Source organism: Micromonospora sp. ALFpr18c (genome assembly GCF_008868155.1).
Lineage (GTDB): Bacteria > Actinomycetota > Actinomycetes > Mycobacteriales > Micromonosporaceae > Micromonospora.
In genome coordinates this window covers 1-22434 of record NZ_WBKR01000062.1, presented here as the reverse complement: position 1 = coordinate 22434, position 22434 = coordinate 1, and the positions used below count along the sequence as shown (strand labels likewise).

Genomic DNA, 22434 nt, shown 5'->3' with positions numbered 1-22434 from the left:
GCCCGGAGGAGTAGAGGAGCGCATCGCATGCACTGGTCCCCACGCTGGCTCACCGCCGGCGCGGTCGGCGCGTTGGTCGTCGGGCTCGCCGCACCGGCGTCCGCCGACCCGCCCGCCCCGCCCACCGGCCCGAGCACCCCGCTCGCGGCACCCGTTCGCGTCACGCTGATCACCGGCGACCAGGTCGAGCTCGCGCCCGCGGCGCCGGGCCGGGTCGCCGCCACCGTCCGCCCGGGCCCCGGGCGAGAGCGCGTCATCTTCCAGACCCTGGAGGTCGACGGCGGGCTGCGGGTGGTGCCCAGCGACGCCCTGCCCTACGTCTCCAGCGGGGTGCTCGACGCCAACCTGTTCGACGTGCAGGAGTTGGCCGCCGACGGCTACGGCGACGTCGTGCAGCGCGATCTGCCGCTGATCGTGCGCTACCAGGAACCCTCCGCCGGCCGGGTCCGGCCGCTCGCCGTCGCCGCCGACGCCCGCCCGCTGGAGAGCATCAACGGCGCGGCGCTGCGGGTCGACAAGGGTGACCTCGGTGGCCTCTGGAGCACGCTCGCCGCCACGCCGACGAACCGGGGCAGCGCCGCCGCCGCGCCGCTGGGTGGCGGCATCGCCCGCGTCTGGCTCGACGGCCGGGTCCGCCCCACGCTGGAGCACAGCGTGCCGCAGATCGGCGCCCCGGAAGCCTGGGCGGCCGGCCGGGACGGCAGCGGCGTCACGGTGGCCGTGCTCGACACCGGCGTCGACGCCACCCACCCCGACCTGGCCGGGCGGATCGCCGAGGCGCAGGACTTCTCCGGCAGCGGCAGCGCCCGCGACGGCCACGGCCACGGCACGCACGTGGCGGCGACCATCGCCGGCAGTGGCGCCGCGTCGGCGGGGCTGCGCAAGGGCGTGGCGCCGGGCGCGCGACTGCTGGTCGGCAAGGTGCTCGACGACGGCGGCTCGGGCTACGACTCGTCCATCATCGCCGGCATGGAGTGGGCGGCCCACGCCGGCGCGAAGGTCGTCAGCATGAGCCTCGGCGGTGACCCGACCGACGGCACCGACCCGATGAGCCAGGCGGTCAACGACCTGACCGCCGAGACCGGCGCGCTCTTCGTGATCGCCGCCGGCAACTCCGGCGCCGCGCGTACCGTCGGCTCGCCGGGCGCGGCCGCCGCCGCGCTCACCGTCGGCGCGGTGGACCGCGACGACAACCTGGCCGAGTTCTCCAGCCGCGGCCCGCGGGTCGGTGACAACGGCCTCAAGCCGGAGATCACCGCGCCGGGCGTCGGCATCGTCGCCGCGCGGGCCGCCGGCACCACCATGGGTACGCCGGTCGGCGACGCCTACACGACCGCGTCCGGCACCTCGATGGCCACGCCGCACGTGGCCGGCGCGGCGGCGATCCTCGCCCAGGAACACCCGGACTGGGCTGCCGGGAAGCTCAAGGACGCCCTGGTCAGCACCACCAAGGTCAACCCGGCGCTGACCGTCTTCGAGCAGGGTGGCGGTCGCGTCGACGTGGCGCGGGCACTCAAGCAGCAGGTGTACGCGTCGGCCACCGCGGACTTCGGCCGGATCTCCACCGGGGGCGCGGCGGTCGAGCGGACCGTGACGTACACCAACGGCACGACGGCCGCGCGGACCCTGCGGCTGGCCCTGGAACTGCGCAACCTGGACACCGGTGCGGCCGAGACCGACGGGGTCTCCGTCGGATCCGGCGAGGTGAGCGTGCCGGCGGGCGGCAGCGTGGTCGTGCCGCTGCGGGCCGACCCGGCGAAGCTGGCCCGGGGCGTGCATGGCGGCTGGCTGGTGGCGACCGGTTCGGATGGCGTCGCGGTGCGCACCCCGGTCGGGCTCACCGTCAGCGGTCCGCAGCACAGTGTCACCATCAAGCTGCTGGACCGGCAGGGTCAGCCGGGCATCTCGCCGGGGTTGACCGTCTTCGGTGAGCAGCCCGAGTCGGACTACTGGGGCCTGTGGGGCGGCGAGGGAACCCTACAGGTCGAGGAGGGCACGTACGTGCTGACGGCGCTCGTCGAGCACGGCGTTCCCCTGGACGAGCAGGTGACCCAGATCATCGAGCCGGAGGTGACCGTCGACCGGGACCTGACCGTGGTGCTCGACGCGCGCAAGGGCACGCCGGTGCGGATCGAGACGCCGAAGCCCAGCGAGCAGCGGGCCACGCTCAGCTTCTACGTGCACCGGGTGCTGGGCAACGGCCGGCAGATCGACCACGGTGTGCTGGCCTACAGCGTCGTGCAGCAGGTCAACGTGACGCCGACCCGCCAGGTGCGGCAGGGCGAGTTCGAGTTCGCCTCGCGTTGGCAGCTCGTCGCGCCCATGGTCGACGCCACGATCAGCGGGGTGTCCGGTCCGTCGGACATCAACCTGAAGGGCACGTCGCCGGCGCCGACCGGTCGGCACCGGCTGCCGCTGGTGTGGGCCGGCACCGGCACCCCCGCCGAGCTGACCCGGGTGCGGGACGCCGCCGTGCTGCTCGCCGCCGACCCGGACCGCTCGGAGGAGGAGCAGGTGGCCGCCGTCGCGGCGGCCGGCGCCGCCGCGGTGCTGATCGTCCGCCCGGAGGACCAGACCGCCTGGACGGTCTGGCGGCCCACCGGCGACCGCCTGCCGATCCCGTCGATGGTGGTCGCGTACGACGACGGGCAGCGGCTGATCGCGGCGGCGCGTAAGGGCCGGGCGACGCTCGACCTGACGTTGACCGTGGACAGCCCCTACCTGTACGACGTGTGGCAGGTGTCGAAGGGGCGGGTGCCGGAGCGGGTCGTGCACACGGTGACCGCGAAGAACACCGCCGAGGTGACCGCGAGCTACGGCGACATGGGTGCGGGCTGGGCCACCGAGCAGCGGTTCGGCTGGCGGCCGTGGCAGGGGTACGCCTGGAACGACGACCAGCGGATGGTCCGCAACGGAACCACCCGGCAGGAGTTCGTCAGCGCCGGGGACAACTGGTGGCAGCACCGGGTGCTGCACAAGTTCATGTTCATGCAGTGGGGGCAGTTGGCCGGCGGCCTGACCGAGGAGCCCCGGCGGTACGCCGCCGACGACCGGGAGACCGAGACCTGGCACGCGCCGGTCGTCCGTCCGGCCGTACCGGCGAGTGGGGCGCCGGTGCCCACGCGGACCGGGGACAGTCTGGACCTGCGGGTGCCGGAGTTCGTCGACGCCGAGGGGCACTACGGCGTGGCCGGCGAGGGCGAGGAGTCGGACACCGTGGGGGTCCGGGTCAGCCGCGACGGGCAGCAGATCGCCGACCTGTCCGGCGGCTGGGCGCCGGTGCAGACCAGCGCCGGGGCGGCCCGCTACCGCCTGGACGTGAGCACCCGGCGGTCCTCGCCCGAGTGGCGGCACGCCACGCGTACGGAGACGGCCTGGGAGTTCACCTCGGCTCGACCGTCGGGTGACACGGCCACGCCGCTGTCGCTGCTGCAGGTGGACTACCGGGTGCCGGCCGACCTGCTCAACACGGTGCGCGGCAACCGGTCGCACCAGCTGGGGCTGACCCTGCGCCAGCCGGCCGGGGTGCCCGCGCCGACGGGCACCAGCGTCCGGGTGGAGGTCTCCTTCGACGGGGGCGTCACCTGGCGGTCCGCGCGGACCACGGGGTCGGGGACCCGGTACATCGCGACGGTGCCGGCCGGGCGAGGAACCGTCTCGGTGCGGGTGCACGCCCGCGACCGGGCCGGTAACACCGTCGACCAGACCGTGGTCGACGCGTACGGGCTGCGCTGAGGTTCGGGGGCGGGGCGGCCGCGGCCGCCCCGCCCCTGCCGGGCGACGGGCCCGGCCGGCGTCAGATCCAGCCGCGCCGGGCCACCTGGAACGCCAGCCCGGGTCGGGTGTCCACGCCGGCGACGTCCATCAGGTTGGCGAGGCGCCGCTGCACGGTCCGCCGGCTCACCCCGAGCTGCGAGGCGATGGACTTGTCCGGTACGCCGGCGACGAACATCGACAGCAGCCGCGCTTCGTCGGTGTCCGGCCGGTAGCCGTCCACGGGGTGGTCGTCGGGATCGGCGCGACCGTCGGTGAGGTCCTCCAGCCGCAGCCGGGTGGCGACCCGCCAGTGGCTCTCGAACAGGGCGAGCAGCGCGTCGAGCAGTTGACTGCGGCCGATCACCGCGGCGGTCGGCTCGCCGCCCTCGAGGTCGGGCACGAGCGGGCAGATGGCGGTGCGGGCGTCCACGATGCACAGTCGGACCGGCAGGCGGTCCAGGATACGGGCCTGTTCACCGGCGGCGACACCGTTGGCGAGGTCGGCGAGCCCGCCCGGCACCAACATCAGCTCCCGCTCGTAGATGGCCCGGTAGCGCACACCCCGGGCCAGCGCGTCGAACTCCTCCACGTTCTCCGGTCCGGTCAGGGCAAGGGGGTTGACCTTGCAGAACCAGAGCACCTCCGTCCGCGCCGAGTTCTGCAGGTCGCGCAGCCGGTCGCGGAGCGTCTGGGCGCCGGTGATCACCTCGACCAGGTGGTCGACGTGATGTCGGCGTAGCCCGGCGCGGTACTCCTCGGCCAGGTGGGTGACCCGCCGACGGGCCGCCTCCAGGTCCTCCTGCCGGCGCAGCAGTGCCGCGCCGAGGGCGACGTCCGGGGCGTTCGGGCGCAGCGGGGCGTCCGGGTCGGTGTCGGTGGGCTGCACGAGACCCTTGCCACGCAGCGTCTCCACCTCGGCGACGACCTGTGCGCGCGGCCGGTGCAGCCGGCGGACCAACTCGTCGATCCGGGCCGTGGTGAGCTGTAGCAGGCAGCGGTACAGCTCCTCCTCGGCGGGGGTCAGGCCGATCACGTCCAACACGGGGCAGAACTGTACGTCGGCCAGGTGACGGCCGGATCGCGGCCCGCCGGCGGGGCCCGTCGGCTGGTCAACTGTCGGGCCTCGCGTCTACTGTCGGGTGCTGTGCTGGAAGAGCTGCGCATCACCGGGCTGGGCGTCATTGACGACACGACTCTGCCGTTGACCGGCGGCATGAACGTCATCACCGGCGAGACCGGTGCGGGCAAGACGATGGTGGTGACCGGTCTCGGCCTGCTCTTCGGGGGTCGGGCCGACGCCGGGCGGGTCCGTGCCCAACCCGGGCGGGCCGTCGTGGAGGGTCGGCTGCGGCTGGAGGGCCGGGTCGCCGACGCGGTGCACGCCCGCATCGGCGATGCCGGCGGTGAGCCCGACGAGGACGGCTCGCTGCTGCTGAGCCGCACCGTGACGGTGGAGGGCCGCTCCCGCGCGCACGTCGGTGGTCGGAGCATGCCGGTGTCGATGCTCGCCGAGGTCGGCGAGCAGGCGGTGGCCGTGCACGGTCAGTCCGACCAGCTGCGGCTGCTGCGTCCGGCCGAGCAGCGCGCCGCGTTGGACCGGTTCGCCGGCCCGGCGCACGAGAAGTTGCTCGACGCGTTGCGCGAGGCGTACACGGGGTGGCGGCGGATCGTCGACGACCTGGCCGACCGGCGGCGCAACGCCCGCGAGCGCAACCAGGAGGCCGATCTGCTGCGACTCGGCCTCGACGAGATCACCCGGGTCGACCCGCAGCCCGGTGAGGACGACGAGCTGAAGACCGAGGCGCAGCGGCTGGAGCACGCCGAGGGGTTGCGGACGGCGGCGCAGCTGGCCCAGCTGTGCGTGGCGGGCGGCGCGGAGGTGGCCGACGAGACGCCGGACGCGGCGGCGCTGCTCGGCACGGCCCGGCGCACGCTGGAGGCGCAGGCCGGCACCGACCCGGCGCTGGGCGAGTTGGCGGCCCGGCTGGAGGAGGCGGCCACCCTGGTGACCGACGTGTCCGCGGAGCTGTCGGCGTACCTGGCGACGCTGGACGCGGACCCGGCCCGGTTGCAGCACCTCTACGAGCGGCGGGCGGCGCTGCGCGCGTTGACCCGTAAGTACGCCGACGACGTCGACGGCGTGATCGCCTGGGCCGACCGGGCGCGTACGCGTCTGTCCGACCTGGACACCTCCGACGATCTGCTCGACGAGTTGGAGCGCGAGGGCCAGCGGTTGGCCGGCGAGGTGGCCGACCTGGCCGGTCGGGTGGCGGCCTCGCGGCAGGAGGCGGCGGTGCGTTTCGCCGACCAGGTCACGATCGAGCTTGCCGGGCTGGCCATGCCGCACGCCCGGATCGAGGTGGCGGTGCTGCCCCGTCCGGCCGGGCGGGGCGAGCCGGCGCTGTCGGTCAACGGCGTCGAGGTGGGTGTCGGCCCGGACGGCGGCGACGAGGTGGAGCTGCGGTTGCTGGCCCACCCGGGTGCGCCGTCGTTGCCGTTGCAGCGGGGCGCCTCCGGTGGTGAGTTGTCCCGGGTGATGCTCGCCATCGAGGTGGTCTTCGCGGGTTCGGGCGGCCCGCCCACCCTGGTCTTCGACGAGGTCGACGCGGGTGTCGGCGGTCAGGCGGCGGTGGAGATCGGCCGGCGACTGGCCCGGTTGGCCCGCAGTCACCAGGTGTTGGTGGTCACCCACCTGCCGCAGGTGGCCGCGTTCGCGGACCGGCACCTGGTGGTGGCGAAGGACACCGGCGGCGCGGTGACCACCAGCGGCGTCCGGGTCGTGGAGGACACCGAACGCGCCCGGGAGCTGGCTCGGATGCTCGCCGGTTTGCCCGACTCTGATCTGGGTATCGCTCACGCCGAGGAGCTTTTGGCCGTGGCCGCGAAGGAAAGGCGGCCGTGACGCCGCGTATTGTGAGCGCAAGCACACCGGCTTGTGCCGACGTGTGCTTCCCTGGGTAGGCGGCCCTGCTCAGGCATGTCGCGACAGAAAAGCCTGCCTCACATGCCAGGATGGTCACGATGCGTCTACCCACGTTGCGCCGGAACCGAAACGCGGAGCCGGGCCGAGTCCTCGGTGCCGCGCGCCTCGATCGCCGGACAAAGCGCCTGGTCGGCCGGCTGCGCCCGGGTGACATCGCGGTCATCGACCACGTCGACCTGGACCGGGTGGCGGCCGATTCGCTGGTCGCCGTCGGGGTCGCGGCGGTGCTCAACGCCAAGCCCTCGGTGTCCGGCCGGTATCCGAACCTCGGCCCGGAGGTGCTGGTAGCCGCCGGCATTCTGCTGCTCGACGACCTGGGAGAGGGCGTCTTCGAGCAGATCCGCGAGGGCGACCAGGTGCGCATCGAGGGCAACACGGTCTTCGCCGGCGACGAGCCGGTGGCGCACGGCAGCCTGCAGGACGCCGAGTCGGTCGCCAAGGCGATGGCCGACGCGCGGGAGGGTCTGTCGGTGCAGTTGGAGGCGTTCGCCGCCAACACGATGGACTACCTGCGCCAGGAGCGCGACCTGCTGCTCGACGGTGTCGGCGTGCCGGACATCGAAACGCAGATCCAGGGCCGGCACTGCCTGATCGTGGTGCGTGGTTACGACTACAAGGCCGACCTGGACGTGCTGCGCCCGTACATCCGGGAGTTCAAGCCGGTGCTCATCGGCGTCGACGGCGGCGCGGACGCCCTGGTCGAGGCCGGCTACACCCCCGACATGATCATCGGGGACATGGATTCGGTCACCGACGACGTGCTGCGCTGCGGCGCCGAGGTGATCGTGCACGCCTACCCGGACGGGCGGGCGCCCGGTCTGCCCCGGGTCAACGGCCTCGGCGTCCCGGCGATCACCTTCCCGGCCGCGGCGACCAGCGAGGACCTCGCGATGTTGCTGGCCGACGAGAAGGGCGCGTCGCTGCTGGTCGCCGTCGGCACCCACGCCACCCTTGTCGAGTTCCTCGACAAGGGTCGCGGCGGGATGGCCTCGACGTTCCTGACCCGCCTGAAGGTCGGTGGCAAACTCGTCGACGCCAAGGGTGTGAGCCGGCTCTACCGGCAGAGCATCTCCGGTTCGTCGCTGCTGCTGCTGGTGCTCTCGGCGATCGCGGCGATGGCGTCGGCGGTGGCCGTCTCGACCGTCGGGAAGGCGTACCTGGGCGTGGTCGCCGAGTGGTGGGACAATTTCGTGTTCCAGCTGTACCGGCTTTTCTAGTTCCCGACCGATCAAGAGGCTGCAAGCGTGATCAACTTCCGCTACCACGTGGTGTCCCTCACCGCGGTCTTCCTGGCTCTGGCGATCGGCCTGGTGGTCGGCACGGCCGCCCTCAACGGCCCGGTCGCCGACTCGCTGAAGCAGCAGGTCACCGGGCTACGCAAGGACAACCAGCAGTGGCGCCAGCAGGTCAACAGCATGGAGAAGCAACTCGCGCTGGAGGAGGAGTTCGCCGAGGAGATGTCCCAGGTCGTCCTGCCGGGCACCCTCACCGGGCGTCGGGTCGTGGTGCTCAGCCTGCCCAACGGGCGTGACCACACCGAGGGTGTGCTCAAGAAGCTCCAGCTCGCCGGCGCCACCATCACCGGCCGCGTCGACCTGCAGGACAAGTTCATCAACCCGGACAACAACTCCAACCTGCTGGAGCTGGCCGTCACCGCCGCCCGGCCCACCGCGCAGACCACCGGCCTGCCCGGTAACGGGCACGGCGTGGAGACGTCCAGCGCGCTGCTGGCCAGCGTCCTGCTGGACCGGGCGCAGGGCGCCGCGCCGGTCAGCGACGCCGACCGGCGGGCGGTGCTCGCCGCGTACAACAACGCCGGCTACCTGACCACCGACAGCAACAAGGTCACCGGCTCGGCGGAGGCGGTCGTCGTGGTCAGCGGGCAGCCGTACGTCGACAAGGACTCCGACAAGCGGGACGAGTCGGTCGTCAAGATCGCCGAGCAGTTCGACCAGACCGGGTCGATCGTGGTGGGCGGCAACGGTTCCGTCGGCGGCAACCTGGTGGCCGTGGTCCGCGGTGACCCGGTCCTCGCTCAGACGATCTCCACGGTCGACAACGCCAACACCGTGCAGGGCCAACTGGTCACCAGCCTCGCCCTGGTGCAGCAGCTCACCGAGAAGAAGGCGGGCCAGTACGGCGTCGGCGACAACGCCGCCTCCCTGCTGCCTAGACTGCCCCAGTGAGCGAACGACGTACCCCCGTGTCCGTAATCGACGAGGCGGCGGCGTGAGCGCCCTGGGTCGGCTGCTGATCGCCGGCGCCGGTGTCGCCGCCGCCCGGTACGCGCTGCGCGAGGTGCGTACCGCCCCGGTCGGGCCCGCGCTGGAACGCACGAACTTCCGCGGTCGGACGGTGACCCTGGCCGCCGGCCCGGCGCTCGCCGCCGGTGCGGCCGCCGCCGGCGCGTTCGGCGCGACCAGCGGTGCCTCCGGTGGTGCCGCCCTGGTCGCCGGCCTCGGCGCGGGTGGCGTCGGGCTGTACGACGACGTGGTCGGCGCCCGACCGGAGCAGAAGGCGGCGAAGGGCTTCGCCGGTCACCTCGCCGCGCTGCGCGAGGGCCGGGTCACCGCCGGCCTGCTCAAGGTCGTCGGGGTGGGTGCCGCCGGGCTGGGCGCCGCCGCGCTGCTCGCCGCCGACCCCCGGGTCGCGGCGCACCCGCGCCGGCAGCGCCACGGCGCGTTCGGCCGGGGTGTCGACGTACTGCTCGGCGCCGGGGTCATCGCCGGCACCGCCAACCTGCTCAACCTGCTCGACCTGCGGCCGGGCCGGGCCATCAAGTCCGGGCTGCTGCTCGCCGCGCCGCTGACCGGTGGCCCGCACGGCGGGATCGCCGCCGGTGCGGCCGGTGCCGCCGCGGGCCTGCTCCGCGACGACCTGGCCGAGGACGTCATGCTCGGCGACAGCGGCGCGAACGCCCTCGGTGCGCTGCTCGGCGTCGCGCTCGCCGCCCGCAGCGGCCCGCTCGGCCGGGCCGGCCTGCTGGCCGTGCTCGCCGGGCTCACCGCCGCCAGCGAGAAGGTCAGCTTCACGTCGGTGATCCAGCGGACCCCCGGGCTGCGGGAGCTTGACGCACTGGGCCGACGCGCCGACTGACGTGACCAGACCGGCACCCCTCGCCGGCACCGGCCGGCTGGCCGGAGCAGCCGCGCTCATCGCCGTCCTCACCGTGGCCAGCCGACTCGCCGGCTTCGGCCGTACCGCCGTGTTCACCCTGGGCTTGGGCGACACCGACCTCGGCAGCACCTACGTGGTGGCCAACGCGGTGCCGAACTTCATCTTCGAGATCGTCGCCGGGGGTGCGCTGGCCAGTCTCGTCGTACCGCTGCTGGCCGGCGCGGTCACGGCGGGCGACCGGGAGGCGGTGGCCCGGACCACCGGGGCGCTGCTGACCTGGACGCTGGCTCTGCTGGTGCCGCTCGCGCTGCTCGTGGTGCTCGCCGCCGGGCCGGTGATCGGGCTGCTCGGCGACGGGTTGACCACCGTCCAGCAGCACAGCGGCGAGCGGATGTTGCGGGTCTTCGCGCCGCAACTGCCGCTGTACGGCGTCGGCATCGTGCTCACCGGTGTGCTCCAAGCGCACCGGCGGTTCGCCTGGCCGGTGCTCGCCCCGCTGCTGTCCAGCCTCACCGTGATCGTCGTGTACCTCGTGTTCGGCGTGACGCAGGGCCGCTCCGCCGCCGTCGACGGGGTGAGCCCCGGCGGTGAGCTGCTGCTCTCCGGCGGCACCACCCTCGGCGTGGTGGTGCTGTCGCTGTCGCTGCTCATTCCGGTCTGCCGGCTGCGCCTGGGGCTCCGGTTCGGGTTCGGGTTTCCGGCTGACTCTCGGGCCCGGGTCGGCGGCCTGGCGGTGGCCGGCGCGGTGACCGTCAGCATGCAACAGATCGCGTTGATCGTCAGCCTGAACCAGGTCACCTACGGCGCGGCGACGAATCCCATCGTCTACAACCTGGCGCAGACCGTCTACCTGCTGCCCTGGGCGGTGCTGACGGTGCCGTTGGCCATCGCGGCCTACCCGACCCTGGCGGCGGCGCACACGGCCGGTGACGAGGACACCTACCGGTCGACCCTCGCCCCGGCCGTCCGCGGGGTGCTCCTGTTCAGCTGCCTCGGCGCCGCCGCGCTGGTCGGTACCGCCGGGCCGGTCGGGCACTTCTTCTTCCCGGCCGGGACGGCGCCGACCGCCGCCGGCGCGATCATCGGGTACGCCCCCGGCCTGGTCGGCTACGGCCTCTTCGCGGTGCTCACCCGGGCGCTCTACGCCCGGGGTGAGACCCGGGCGGCGACGGTCGCCACCGCGGTCGGCTTCCTGGTGGTGCCAGCCGTCGTACTGTTGCTCCGTGCGGTGTTCCCGTTGCGGGACCGGGTGCTCGCGGTGACGTCCGCGAACTCGGTGGGCATGCTCGTACTCGGGGCGCTGCTGGTCACGGCGGTGCTGCGCGCCGCCGGGCGTCCGGCGCTGGCCGGCACGACCCGAGCCGGGGCGGCCGGCGGCCTGGCCGGAGTGCTCGCCGCGCTCGCCGGGTTGGGCGTCGTCCGGTTGCTCGACACGCCGGGTGGCGGCACCCCGACGATGGCGGCGGCACTCGGTCAGGGCATGCTGTCCGGGGTTCTGGTCGGGGTGGTGTTCCTCGCCGTGGTCTGGTTAGTCGACCGGCGGGACGTACAGCCGCTGCTCGCCGGGGTGCTGCGCCGCCTGAGCCGGCGGGGTCGCGGCGGCGGGCCGACGCCGGGCGGGGTCTCCCCGGAGCGGGGCGACGGGAAGGAGACGGCGGCGCGATGAGTGAGCCACCTCTGTCCACCGGCTGGTCGGGCAGTGTCGCCCTGCTGCTCGCCTCCAGCACCGGTGGGGTCGGCCAGCACGTCCGTTCGGTGGCGCGGGGGCTCGTCGCGGCCGGCGCGCGGGTGCTGGTGTGCGGGCCGGCGGCGACGCAGGAACAGTTCGACTTCGTGGGCGTGGGCGCGCGGTTCGAGCCGGTGGAGATCCCGGCGAGCCCGACCCCCGCCGACACGCGCGCGGTGCTCGCCGTGCGCCGGGTCCTCGCCGACGCCCAGGTCGACGTGGTGCACGCCCACGGCCTGCGCGCCGGGCTGGTCGCCGTGCTGGCCCGTCCGGCGGCCCCGCTGGTGGTGACCTGGCACAACGCGGTGCTCGCCGGCGGGTTGCGCGGCGGCGTCTCCCGTCTCGTCGAACGGGTGGTGGCCCGGGGCGCCCGGGTCGCTCTCGGCGCCTCGGCGGACCTGGTGGACCGGGCCGCGGCGCTGGGCGCCACCGACGCCCGGCTCGCCCCGGTCGCCGCGCCGACCCTGCCCGCGCCCCGCCGACGTCCGGCGGCGGTCCGGGCCGAGTTCGGCGTACGACCGGACCAGCCGTTGATCGTGTCGGTGGGCCGGTTGCACCCGCAGAAACGCTACGACGTGCTGATCGACGCGGCGGCCCGCTGGCGTACCCGGACACCTCCACCGGTGGTGGTGATCGCCGGCAGTGGCCCGGCGTACCTGCCGTTGGCGGCCCGCACGTCCGCGGCCCGTGCCCCGGTGACCCTGCTGGGGCACCGCACCGACGTGGCGGACCTGCTCGCCGGCGCCGACCTGGCGGTGGTGAGCAGCGACTGGGAGGCCCGGCAGCTCTTCGCGCAGGAGGCGCTGCGCGCCGGCGTACCCCTGGTGGCGACCGCGGTCGGTGGGCTGCCGGAGTTGGTCGGCGACGCCGCGGCGCTGATCCCGGCCGGTGATGTCGACGCCCTCGACGCGGCGGTGCGCGCACTGCTGGACGATCCGGCGGCCCGCGCCGAGCTGGGCCGGCGCGGCGCCGAGCGGTCGGCGACGTGGCCCACCGAGGCGGACACCGTCGCCGCGCTGGCCGCGCTCTACACCGAGCTGACCGCGGCCCCCACCGGCCCGACGGCCCCGGACACCCGGGCACCGAGAACGGAACACCGCTGATGCTGCGTCGACTCGCGCCCGCCGTGTTGACGGTGCTCGTGGTGGCGCTGGGTGTCGCCGCGCTGGCCGTCCGGCCGCCGCAGGGCGCGCCGCAGCGCACCGCGGATTTCGTGGTGCTCGCCGGGATCGCCGGCCTGCGCTGGGAGGACGTCGACCCGCAGCGCACCCCGACGCTGTGGCGGATGGCCCAGGAGGGGTCGATCGGTTCGCTGTCGGTGCGGTCCGCGCACCGGCCCACCTGCCCGGTGGACGGGTGGCTGACGCTCGGCGCGGGCAGCTTCGCCGCCTGGAACGGCAGCCGACTCGACGGCGGCTGCCCGGCGGCCGGGGTGGCCGTGGAGCAACCCGACGGCATCGGCGCGAACCTTCCCGACCAGGAGAGCGTGGTCCAGTACAACCAGCAGCGGCTGCCGTGGAACACGTTGCCCGGGTCGCTGTCGGAGTCGGTGCGCTGTTCGGTCGCGGTGGGTCCGGGCGCGGCCGTGGCCGCCGCCCGTCCGTTCGGCCGGGTCGACCGGTACGCCTCGGCGCTGCCAGACGACCCGCGCGCGCTGCTCGGGGCCTGTGTGCTGAGCATCGTCGACCTCGGCACGGTCGAGGGGACCGACCCGGCGACGCGCGCCGAGGCGGCCCGCGCGGCGGACGCCGAGCTCGCCCGCGTGGTGGCCGCCCGGCCGCCGCGGTCGCTGGTGCTGGTCGCCGGGATCTCCGACACGGCCCGCCCGTCGCGGCTGCACGTGGTGGTCGCCGACGGGCCGGGCTGGGAGCGGGGGTGGCTGACGTCGTCCAGCACCGGCCGGGACGGCTACCTGCAACTCGTCGATCTCGCGCCGACCGCCCTCGCCGCGCTGGGTCGGCCGATGCCGGAGCGGCTCTTCCTCGGCCGGCCCGCGGTCAGCGCCGGTGGCCGGCCGGCAGACCTGGCCGACGCGATCAACGCGCCGGCCGACGCCGACCGGAAGGCGGCCGCCCAGCGGAGCGTGTCCGGCGAGTTCTTCACCGTGCTGGCCGTGGTGCAGGTGCTGCTGGCGCTGGCGGTGTTGCCGTTGCTGCGCCGGGCGCGGCCGCACGCCGGGCCGACCGGGCCGACGCCGGCGCCCGCGCGGCTCGTGGCGGTGGTCGAGGTGCTGCTGGTGGCGGCGGCGTTGACCGTGCCGGCCGCGCTGCTCGCCGACGCGGTGCCCTGGTGGCGGGGGGAGCATCCCGGCTGGATCTTCGCGGGGGTGACCGCGCTGCTGGTGGTGGCCGGCACGGCGGCGGTCCGGTTCGCCTCCGGGTACGCGGGCACCCTCGGCCCGCTCGGCGCGGTGGCCGGTCTCGCCACCCTCGTCGTGGGGTTGGACGTGCTCACCGGGGCGCGGCTGCAGCTCAACGGCGTGGTGGGCTACTCGGCGTTGCAGGGTGGCCGGTACGCGGGACTGAGCACCGTCGGGCTGGGCGTGCTCCTCGCCGGGGCGCTGGTCAGCGGGGGCTGGCTCGCCCAGCGGGTCCCCCGGGGTTGGCGGCCCGCGGTGATGGTGGCCGTGGGCGGTCTCGCCGTGGTGGTCGTCGGCAGTCCGTACCTGGGCGCCGATCCGGTCGGGGCGATCGCGCTCACCGCCGGACTGAGCGTGGCCGCGGTGATCAGTGCCGGCGGGTGGCTGACCATCAGCAGGCTGGCGTGGGCGACCATGGCGGCCCTGGCGGTCGGTGTCGGCTTCGCCGTGGTGGACCTGCGCCGTCCGCCCGCGGAGCGGGGCAGCCTGGGTCGGTTCCTGTCCGCCGTCGGCGACGGCACCGGCGGCTTCACCGTGCACCGGTCGAGCACGCAGAACTTCGAGACGCTGGTGAACAGCCCGCTGACCGTGCTGGCGTTGGCCGGTGGCCTGCTGGTGTGGTTCGCCCTGTTGCAGCCGTGGGGCGGCCTGATGCGGCTGTTCGGCATCTATCCGGCGGTCCGGGCCGCGCTGGCCGGCACGGCGGTCGCGGCCGTGCTGGGTGGGGTGCTCGACGGTGCGGCGCTGGACGTCGCCGGTGCCGCCACCGCACTGGTGGTGCCGATGGCCGCCCTCGCGTCGCTGCGGGTGCTCGGGCACGCCGCGGACCGGACCCGTCCGGGTGTGGGCCGCCTGCGCGACGACGACGCGGGCTCCGGCGCGGGCTCGGGCGGTGACGCGGGACCGGGCGGTGACGCGGGCAGCGGTGGCGTCGGCCCGGCCGGTGGCGGCGGCCCGACCGGTGGTGGTGGGCCGTTGGGGGCGGTGCATCCCCGCCCGATCAGCGGTCCGCCCGCGAGCCCATTCCGGTCGTCGGTGACGCCGCCCGACGGTGCGGCGGCCGAGCGGCCCGCGGACGTCGACGACGCGCCGGAGCCCACCGCGGTGCTACCGCCCCGGCAGGTCACCCGATCATCGACCGAGGTTGCCGCTCCCTGAGCGTCGGGCGTCGTCGTGGTGACCCGGTGGTGTCGCACCCGGGGTGCGGCCTGCGGGTACCCGCCCGGGAGGTGTTACCGTCGAATCCCGTGGATCGCGTGATCACTTTGCTGATCAAGCACGGCGGTCTGCATGACCGCGACAGACGACACGGGAGCAGGCCTTGGCCCCATCAGCACGGACGACCAGGCACATTTTCGTCACCGGGGGCGTCGCCTCCTCGCTGGGTAAGGGCCTCACCGCCTCCAGCCTCGGCAACCTGCTGACCGCGCGCGGGCTGCGCGTGGTGATGCAGAAGCTCGACCCCTACCTGAACGTCGACCCGGGGACGATGAACCCGTTCCAGCACGGTGAGGTCTTCGTCACCGAGGACGGCGCCGAGACCGACCTCGACGTCGGGCACTACGAGCGTTTCCTGGACCGGGCGCTGTCCGGCAAGGCGAACGTCACCACCGGCCAGATCTACTCCGACGTGATCGCCAAGGAGCGGCGCGGTGAGTATCTGGGCGACACCGTCCAGGTCATCCCGCACATCACCAACGAGATCAAGTCGCGGATCCTGGCGATGGCCGACCCGGACGACGACGGCCAGCTGCCCGACGTGGTGATCACCGAGGTCGGCGGCACGGTCGGCGACATCGAGTCGCTGCCGTTCCTGGAGGCGATCCGCCAGGTCCGCCACGACCTGGGCCGCGACAACTGCTTCTACCTGCACGTGTCGCTGGTGCCGTACCTGGCGCCCTCGGGTGAGCTGAAGACCAAGCCGACGCAGCACTCGGTGGCGCAGCTGCGCAACATCGGTATCCAGCCGGACGCCATCGTGCTGCGCTGCGACCGGGAGATCCCGGTGAAGCTCAAGGAGAAGCTGTCGCTCTACTGCGACGTGGACACCGAGGCGGTCGTGGCCGCGCCGGACGCGCCCAGCATCTACGACATCCCGAAGGTGCTGCACCGTGAGGGGCTGGACGCGTACGTGGTGCGCCGGCTCAACCTCTCCTTCCGGGACGTGGACTGGGCCAGTTGGGACGACCTGCTGGAGCGGGTGCACCGGCCCCGGCACACGGTCACCGTCGCGGTGGTCGGCAAGTACGTCGACCTGCCCGACGCGTACCTGTCGGTGAGTGAGGCGATCCGGGCGGCCGGCTTCGGCCACCGGGCGCGGGTGCAGTTGCGCTGGGTGCCCAGCGACGAGTGCGTCACCCCGGCCGGCGCGGCGGCGGCCCTGGCCGGCGTGGACGGCGTCCTCATCCCCGGCGGGTTCGGGGTGCGCGGCATCGAGGGCAAGATCGGAACCGCCCGGTACGCCCGCGAGAACGGCATCCCGCTGCTCGGCCTCTGCCTCGGCCTGCAGTGCATGACCATCGACGTGGCCCGGCACCTGGCCGGCCTGGACGGCGCCAACTCGGTGGAGTTCGACGAGCAGGCCGCGCACCCGGTCATCGCCACGATGGCCGACCAGGAGGACATCGTCGCCGGCAAGGGCGACCTGGGCGGCACGATGAGGCTGGGGGCGTACCCGGCGGCGTTGACCGAGGGCTCGATCGTGGCCGAGGCGTACGGCAGCACCGAGATCAGTGAGCGCCACCGGCACCGCTACGAGGTGAACAACGCCTACCGGGACGCTTTGACCAAGGCCGGCCTGCACATCTCCGGCACCTCGCCGGACGGCCGGCTGGTCGAGTTCATCGAACTCGACCGGAGTCTGCACCCGTTCTTCGTGGCCACCCAGGCGCACCCGGAGCTGAAGAGCCGCCCGACCCGCCCGCACCCGCTGTTCGCCTCGTTCGTCAAGGCGGCGGTGGCGTACTCGCAGGCCGACCAGCTGCCGGTCGACCTGGACGCGGCGGAGGCCCCGACGACGCGCAAGGCCGCCCGCAACGGCGCCGCCACGAAGGCCGCGTCCGCCTCGTGAGCGGGCGCAGCGAGCGAACCAGCAGGCTCAGTGGGGTGCCGCACGTCGTCGTCGAGCGCAGCGAGGCGACGGCATGAGCGGTGTCGAGCACCGCTACGAGGTGCGTTCCCGCCGGGAGCGGTACCGGGGGCGGATCTTCGACGTGGTCACCGAGGAGGTGACCATGCCCGGCGGCGGGACCGCCCGGCGTGACCTGGTCCGGCACGTCGGGGCGGTGGCCGTGGTGGCGCTCGACGACGCCGACCAGGTGGTGTTGATCCGCCAGTACCGGCATCCCGTGGGGCGGCACCTGTGGGAGCTGCCGGCCGGGCTGATGGACGTCACCGGCGAGGAGTTGCCGGCGGCCGCGCTGCGGGAGCTGGCCGAGGAGGCCGACCTGACCGCCGGGCGGGTCGACGTGCTCGTCGACCTGCACAGCTCACCCGGGTTCACCAACGAGATCGTCCGGGTGTTCCTGGCCCGGGACCTCGCCGACGTGCCGGCCGACGAGCGGCACGAGCGCCGCGACGAGGAGGCCGACCTGCAGATCGTGCGGATCGACCTGGACGAGGCGGTCGCCATGGTCCTCGCCGGCGAGATCACCAACGCGTCCGCGGTGGCCGGGCTGCTGGCTGCGGCCCGCGCCCGGGACACCGGCTTCGCGGCTCTGCGCCGGGCGGACGCGCCGCTGTCGCGCTGAGCGCCGCCGCCGGTCCAGCCGGCGGGAGTACGCGCGAAAGGGGCCCCGCGGTCAACCGCGGGGCCCCTTTTCCGGTGTCCGGTCGTATCAGTCGCGCAGCGGGCGACCCTGCGCGTCCGTGCCGCCGTTGACCAGGATGAGGATGCCGTCGATGACGCCCCACAGGGCGCCGACACCGCAGGTCACCAGGCTCACGACGAGCTGAAGAACGGCGATCTTGGTGTGTCCGGTGTAGAACCGACCGGCCCCGAAGGTGCCCAGCAGGATGCCGAGGATGCCCGCGACGACCTTGCTCTTGTCGGAGTAACCCGGGGCGTACCCGGGCTGGTAAGGAGGAGTGGTCATGGGCGGTCACATTAGTGATCCACTCGTCCGCTGTCCGCACCGCCACCCGTCAGATGGGACGATAATGGTCGAACACTGTCCTGACGGTTGAGGCGGCGCCGCTCCGCCGGGTCCGGTCGGTGCCCTGACACATCGTCAGGACACCCGACCACCGGATGGCACTGTGCTGGCTCGCGGCGGCGCCGGGCGCGCCTAGACTGCCGCCGGCGGGACCGGTGGACCGCGGTGGCAAAGGGGCCATTGCGGCACCGAGCAGTCGGGGGAGAGCAGCCCCGAAGAGAGGTGTCTGCATCGTGAAGGTCGGAATCCCACGCGAGGTCAAGAACCACGAGTACCGCGTGGCGATCACGCCAGCGGGCGTCAACGAGTTCACCCGCAGCGGCCACCAGGTCTTCGTCGAGTCCGGCGCCGGTGTCGGCTCCAGCATCACCGACGAGGAGTTCGCCGCCGCCGGCGCGACGATCCTCGCCACCGCCGACGAGGTGTGGGAGACCGCTGAGCTGGTGCTCAAGGTCAAGGAGCCGATCGCCGAGGAGTACCACCGGATGCGCGAGGGGCAGGTGCTCTTCACCTACCTGCACCTGGCCGCCTCGAAGGAGTGCACCGACGCGCTGATCGACCGCAAGGTCACCGGCATCGCGTACGAGACCGTCGAACTGCCCGACCGGTCGTTGCCGCTGCTCGCCCCGATGTCCGAGGTCGCCGGCCGGCTCGCCCCGCAGGTGGGCGCCTTCTACATGATGCGTACCGGCGGTGGGCGCGGTGTGCTGCCCGGCGGTGTCTCCGGCGTGTACGCGGCCAAGACCGTCGTCATCGGCGCCGGCGTCTCCGGCATGAACGCCGCCGCCATCGCGCTGGGCCTGCAGTCCGAGGTGCTGCTGCTGGACAAGAACGTCGCCCGGCTGCGCCAGGCCGACGCCATCTACCGGGGCCACCTGCAGACCGTCGCCTCCAACGCGTACGAGGTCGAGCGGGCCGTGCTCGACGCCGACCTGGTCATCGGCGCGGTGCTGGTGCCCGGCGCGAAGGCCCCGACGCTGATCTCCAACGAGCTGGTCTCCCGGATGAAGCCGGGCAGCGTGCTCGTCGACATCGCCATCGACCAGGGCGGCTGCTTCGAGGACTCGCGCCCCACCACGCACGCCGACCCGGTCTACAAGGTCCACGAGTCGATCTTCTACTGCGTCGCGAACATGCCCGGCGCGGTGCCGAACACCAGCACCTACGCGCTGACCAACGTCACCCTGCCGTACGCCCTGGAGCTGGCCAACCAGGGCTGGCGCGAGGCGCTGCGCACCGACCCGGCCCTCGCGCTGGGCCTCAACACCCACGCCGGCCGGGTCACCTACGGCCCGGTGGCCGAGGCACACGGCATGGACGTGCTGCCGCTGGCCGACGCGCTGGCCTGAGCGGTGGCGGTCTGACCGGCACCCCGGCCTCCGCCGGCGCGGACGAGCGGTCCGCGCCGGCGTTGCGCCGTGCCGTGCGGGCCTACCTCGACCACCTCACCGTCGAGCGTGGCCTGTCCGCGAACACGCTCGCCTCGTACCGCCGCGACCTGGACCGCTACCTCGCGACCCTCGCCGACGCCGGCGTCACCGACCTCACGTCGGTCGGCGCCGGCGTCGTCGAATCGCACCTGGCCCGGCTGCGAGCCGGCGACGACGAGCATCCGCCGCTCGCCGTCTCGTCCGCCGCCCGCGCCGCCAGCGCGGTCCGCGGCCTGCACCGCTTCGCGCTGCGCGACCGGGCGCTGGTGGAGTTTCTGTACGGCACCGGGGCGCGCATCTCCGAGGCGGTCGGCGCCGCCGTCGACGACCTGGACGTCGACGAGGGCACGGTGCTGCTGCGCGGCAAGGGCGGCCGGATGCGGCTGGTGCCGATCGGCGGGTACGCCGTCGAGGCGGTGCGCGCCTACCTGGTGCGGGCCCGGCCCGGGCTGGCCGCGGCGGGCAGGGGCACCCCCGCGGTGTTCCTCAACGCCCGCGGCGGGGCGCTGTCGCGCCAGGGCGCCTGGGGCATCCTGCGTCGGGCCGCCGTCGCCGCCGGTCTGCCGGTCGACGGACCCGCGGCGGTGTCCCCGCACACCCTGCGCCACTCGTACGCCACGCACCTGCTCGACGGCGGCGCCGACGTGCGGGTGGTGCAGGAGCTGCTCGGTCACGCCTCGGTGACCACCACCCAGGTCTACACCCTGGTCACCGTCGAACGGCTGCGCGAGGTGTACGCCACCGCCCACCCGCGCGCCCGGGGCTGAGGCCGCCGGTCGCGGTCGGTCCCGACACGCCGGGCCGGTGCCGAAGCCCCTGCTGGTCGGTGGCGTACAGTCGGCATCGGCGCGGACCTCCTGGGGCGATACGACCGGGGTGCGCAGCGGCGCCGCGAAGGACGTCGGACGGCTCCGACGCCGGGTGGGTCGTCGGGAGGGGGCAACGAGGACATGGCTGGCAACGGTGACCGTGCCGAGACCTGGACGTCGGAGCTCCGCGAGCAGCAGGCCACGCTCGGTGCGGACCTCGGTCCTGCGGATCCGGCGGCCTACACGATGCGCAAGCCCATCCCCGAGCCGATGCCCACCGATCGGCACGGCCCGGCGCGCATCATCGCGATGGCCAACCAGAAGGGTGGCGTCGGAAAGACCACCACCACCATCAATCTGGGCGCCGCCCTGGCCGAGTATGGCCGTAAGGTGCTGCTGGTCGACTTCGACCCGCAGGGCGCGCTCTCGGTGGGTCTGGGCGTCAACCCGCACAACCTCGACCTGTCCGTCTACAACCTGCTCATGCAGGACGACGTGACCGCCGAGGACGTCCTCATCAAGACCGACGTGGCGGGCCTGCACCTGCTGCCGGCCAACATCGACCTCTCCGCCGCCGAGATCCAGCTCGTCAACGAGGTCGCCCGGGAGATGGCCCTCGCCCGGGTCCTGCGGTCGGTCCGTAAGGAGTACGACTACATCCTGATCGACTGCCAGCCCTCGCTGGGCCTGCTGGCGATCAACGCGCTGACCGTCGCGCACGGTGTGCTCATCCCGTTGGAGTGCGAGTTCTTCAGCCTGCGCGGTGTCGCGCTGCTGCTGGACACCATCGACAAGGTGCGCGAGCGACTCAACTTCGACCTGGAGCTGGAAGGCATCCTCGCCACCATGTACGACAGCCGCACCACCCACTGCCGCCAGGTGCTGCAGCGGGTGGTGGAGGCGTTCGGCGACAAGGTCTACCAGACGGTCATCACCAAGACGGTGAAGTTCCCCGAGTCCACGGTGGCCGGTGCCCCGATCACGACGATGGACCCGGCGTCCTCCGGGGCACGCAACTACCGTCAGCTGGCCCGCGAGGTGATCGCCGCCCAGTCGGAGCGGTAGCCGGAACGCCCCGTGTCCGTCTCGTGGTCTACGGTCGTGCGGTGACCGCGCCACCCCTCGACCCGCCCGAGGCCGCTGCGCCAGCCGTGGTCGACGGCGCTCCCTCCGCCGGGTTCACCGTGCGGCTGGCCAACTTCACCGGTCCGTTCGACCTGCTGCTGCAACTGATCGGCAAGCACAAGCTGGACGTGACCGAGGTTGCCCTGCACACGGTCACCGACGAGTTCATCGCCTACATCCGCGCCATGGGCGACGCCTGGGACCTCGACGAGGCCAGCGAGTTCCTGCTGATCGCCGCGACCCTGCTGGACCTGAAGGCCGCGCGGCTGCTGCCCGCCGCCGACGTGGAGGACGAGGAGGACCTCGCCCTGCTGGAGGCCCGGGACCTGCTCTTCGCCCGGCTGTTGCAGTACAAGGCGTACAAGGAGGCGGCGGCGCACATCGCCGAGCTGGAGTCGGTCGGCGGTCGCCGGTATCCGCGGGCCGTCAGCCTGGAACCCCGCTACGCCGAGGCGCTGCCCGACCTGGTCCTCGGCATCGGCCCGCAGCGGCTGTTGAAGCTGGCCGTGCGGGCGATGACCCCGAAGCCGATACCCGAGGTCTCCGTCGCCCACGTGCACATGGTCCGGGTCAGTGTCCGGGAACACGCGGAGATCCTCGCCACCCGGCTGCGCCGCGCCGGTACGGCCACGTTCTCGCTGCTCTGCGCCGACTGCGAGGCCACCCTCGAGGTGGTGGCCCGGTTCCTGGCGCTGCTGGAGCTGTACCGGGAGGGTCTGGTCGCCTTCGTGCAGGAGCAGGCCCTGGAGGAGCTGACGGTGCGCTGGACCGGCCCGGTCGACGGTGACACCGAACTGCACGTCGACGAGTACGCCGGCACCCCGGCCGACCCGGAGCCGGTGTCGGTCGCGCCGGAGCCGGTGGAGGAGCCCGGTGGACCGGACGGGACGGGACCGACGGAGAGTGAACGCGATGAGTGACGAGCAACGCCCGGACTCGCTGGCCGATCAGGCCGCAGCCTGGGTCCCCCCGTGG

At 73.7% G+C, this 22434-nt stretch carries 16 protein-coding genes; 14 read left to right on the top strand and 2 right to left on the bottom strand.

What is annotated here, in order from left to right; translation table 11 throughout:
- Nucleotides 1-27: 27 nt before the first annotated feature.
- Nucleotides 28-3735, top strand: coding sequence for a S8 family peptidase (locus tag F8271_RS13800; RefSeq protein ID WP_151490095.1), 3708 nt, complete (start codon nt 28-30; stop codon nt 3733-3735).
- 61 nt (nt 3736-3796) lie between these two features.
- On the opposite strand, the gene F8271_RS13795 is transcribed toward F8271_RS13800, so the two are convergent.
- Nucleotides 3797-4798: a helix-turn-helix domain-containing protein gene (locus F8271_RS13795; RefSeq protein ID WP_151490094.1), complete on the bottom strand. Its 1002-nt coding sequence runs from the start codon at nt 4796-4798 to the stop codon at nt 3797-3799.
- Nucleotides 4799-4900: 102 nt separating this feature from the next.
- Here F8271_RS13795 and recN point away from each other — a divergent pair, with 102 nt between their 5' ends.
- From recN to F8271_RS13750, 9 genes are all read left to right on the top strand, one after another.
- Nucleotides 4901-6658 carry a DNA repair protein RecN gene (gene recN / locus F8271_RS13790; protein WP_151490093.1) on the top strand — a complete coding sequence of 586 codons (1758 nt, stop codon included), beginning with the start codon at nt 4901-4903 and terminating at the stop codon, nt 6656-6658.
- 119 nt (nt 6659-6777) lie between these two features.
- Nucleotides 6778-7956 (top strand): putative cytokinetic ring protein SteA, encoded by a 1179-nt coding sequence (gene steA, locus F8271_RS13785; protein WP_151490092.1) that lies wholly within the window; start codon nt 6778-6780, stop codon nt 7954-7956.
- A 27-nt stretch (nt 7957-7983) separates the two neighbouring features.
- Nucleotides 7984-8925 carry a copper transporter gene (locus F8271_RS13780; RefSeq protein ID WP_151490091.1) on the top strand — a complete coding sequence of 314 codons (942 nt, stop codon included), beginning with the start codon at nt 7984-7986 and terminating at the stop codon, nt 8923-8925.
- Between the two features lie 43 nt (nt 8926-8968).
- Nucleotides 8969-9835 (top strand): hypothetical protein, encoded by an 867-nt coding sequence (locus F8271_RS13775; protein ID WP_151490090.1) that lies wholly within the window; start codon nt 8969-8971, stop codon nt 9833-9835.
- Between the two features lies 1 nt (nt 9836).
- Complete coding sequence (murJ, locus tag F8271_RS13770) at nt 9837-11522, top strand: murein biosynthesis integral membrane protein MurJ (RefSeq protein ID WP_151490089.1); 1686 nt, start codon at nt 9837-9839, stop codon at nt 11520-11522.
- Nucleotides 11519-12685, top strand: coding sequence for a glycosyltransferase family 4 protein (locus F8271_RS13765; RefSeq protein ID WP_151490088.1), 1167 nt, complete (start codon nt 11519-11521; stop codon nt 12683-12685). Before murJ ends, F8271_RS13765 begins: the two co-directional genes overlap by 4 nt.
- Complete coding sequence (locus F8271_RS13760) at nt 12685-15099, top strand: hypothetical protein (protein ID WP_151490087.1); 2415 nt, start codon at nt 12685-12687, stop codon at nt 15097-15099. Before F8271_RS13765 ends, F8271_RS13760 begins: the two co-directional genes overlap by 1 nt.
- Before the next feature lie 163 nt (nt 15100-15262).
- Nucleotides 15263-17011 (top strand): CTP synthase, encoded by a 1749-nt coding sequence (locus F8271_RS13755; protein ID WP_151490086.1) that lies wholly within the window; start codon nt 15263-15265, stop codon nt 17009-17011.
- A 73-nt stretch (nt 17012-17084) separates the two neighbouring features.
- Entirely contained in the window at nt 17085-17690 is a 606-nt protein-coding gene (locus F8271_RS13750) for an NUDIX hydrolase (protein WP_151490085.1), read from the top strand.
- A gap of 87 nt (nt 17691-17777) precedes the next feature.
- On the opposite strand, the gene F8271_RS13745 is transcribed toward F8271_RS13750, so the two are convergent.
- Nucleotides 17778-18035 (bottom strand): TM2 domain-containing protein, encoded by a 258-nt coding sequence (locus F8271_RS13745; RefSeq protein WP_151490084.1) that lies wholly within the window; start codon nt 18033-18035, stop codon nt 17778-17780.
- Nucleotides 18036-18328: 293 nt separating this feature from the next.
- On the opposite strand from F8271_RS13745, the gene ald reads away from it, so the two are divergent.
- From ald to F8271_RS13725, 4 genes are all read left to right on the top strand, one after another.
- Nucleotides 18329-19444, top strand: coding sequence for an alanine dehydrogenase (ald, locus tag F8271_RS13740; protein WP_151490083.1), 1116 nt, complete (start codon nt 18329-18331; stop codon nt 19442-19444).
- A gap of 11 nt (nt 19445-19455) precedes the next feature.
- Nucleotides 19456-20292, top strand: a complete 837-nt coding sequence (locus tag F8271_RS13735; RefSeq protein WP_151490103.1) for a tyrosine-type recombinase/integrase — start codon at nt 19456-19458, stop codon at nt 20290-20292.
- 183 nt (nt 20293-20475) lie between these two features.
- The gene (locus F8271_RS13730; RefSeq protein WP_088990243.1) at nt 20476-21399 is read left to right on the top strand and encodes a ParA family protein; all 924 of its coding nucleotides are present in this window, start codon (nt 20476-20478) and stop codon (nt 21397-21399) included.
- 41 nt (nt 21400-21440) lie between these two features.
- Complete coding sequence (locus tag F8271_RS13725; protein ID WP_225854511.1) at nt 21441-22379, top strand: ScpA family protein; 939 nt, start codon at nt 21441-21443, stop codon at nt 22377-22379.
- The last annotated feature ends 55 nt before the right edge of the window (nt 22380-22434 follow it).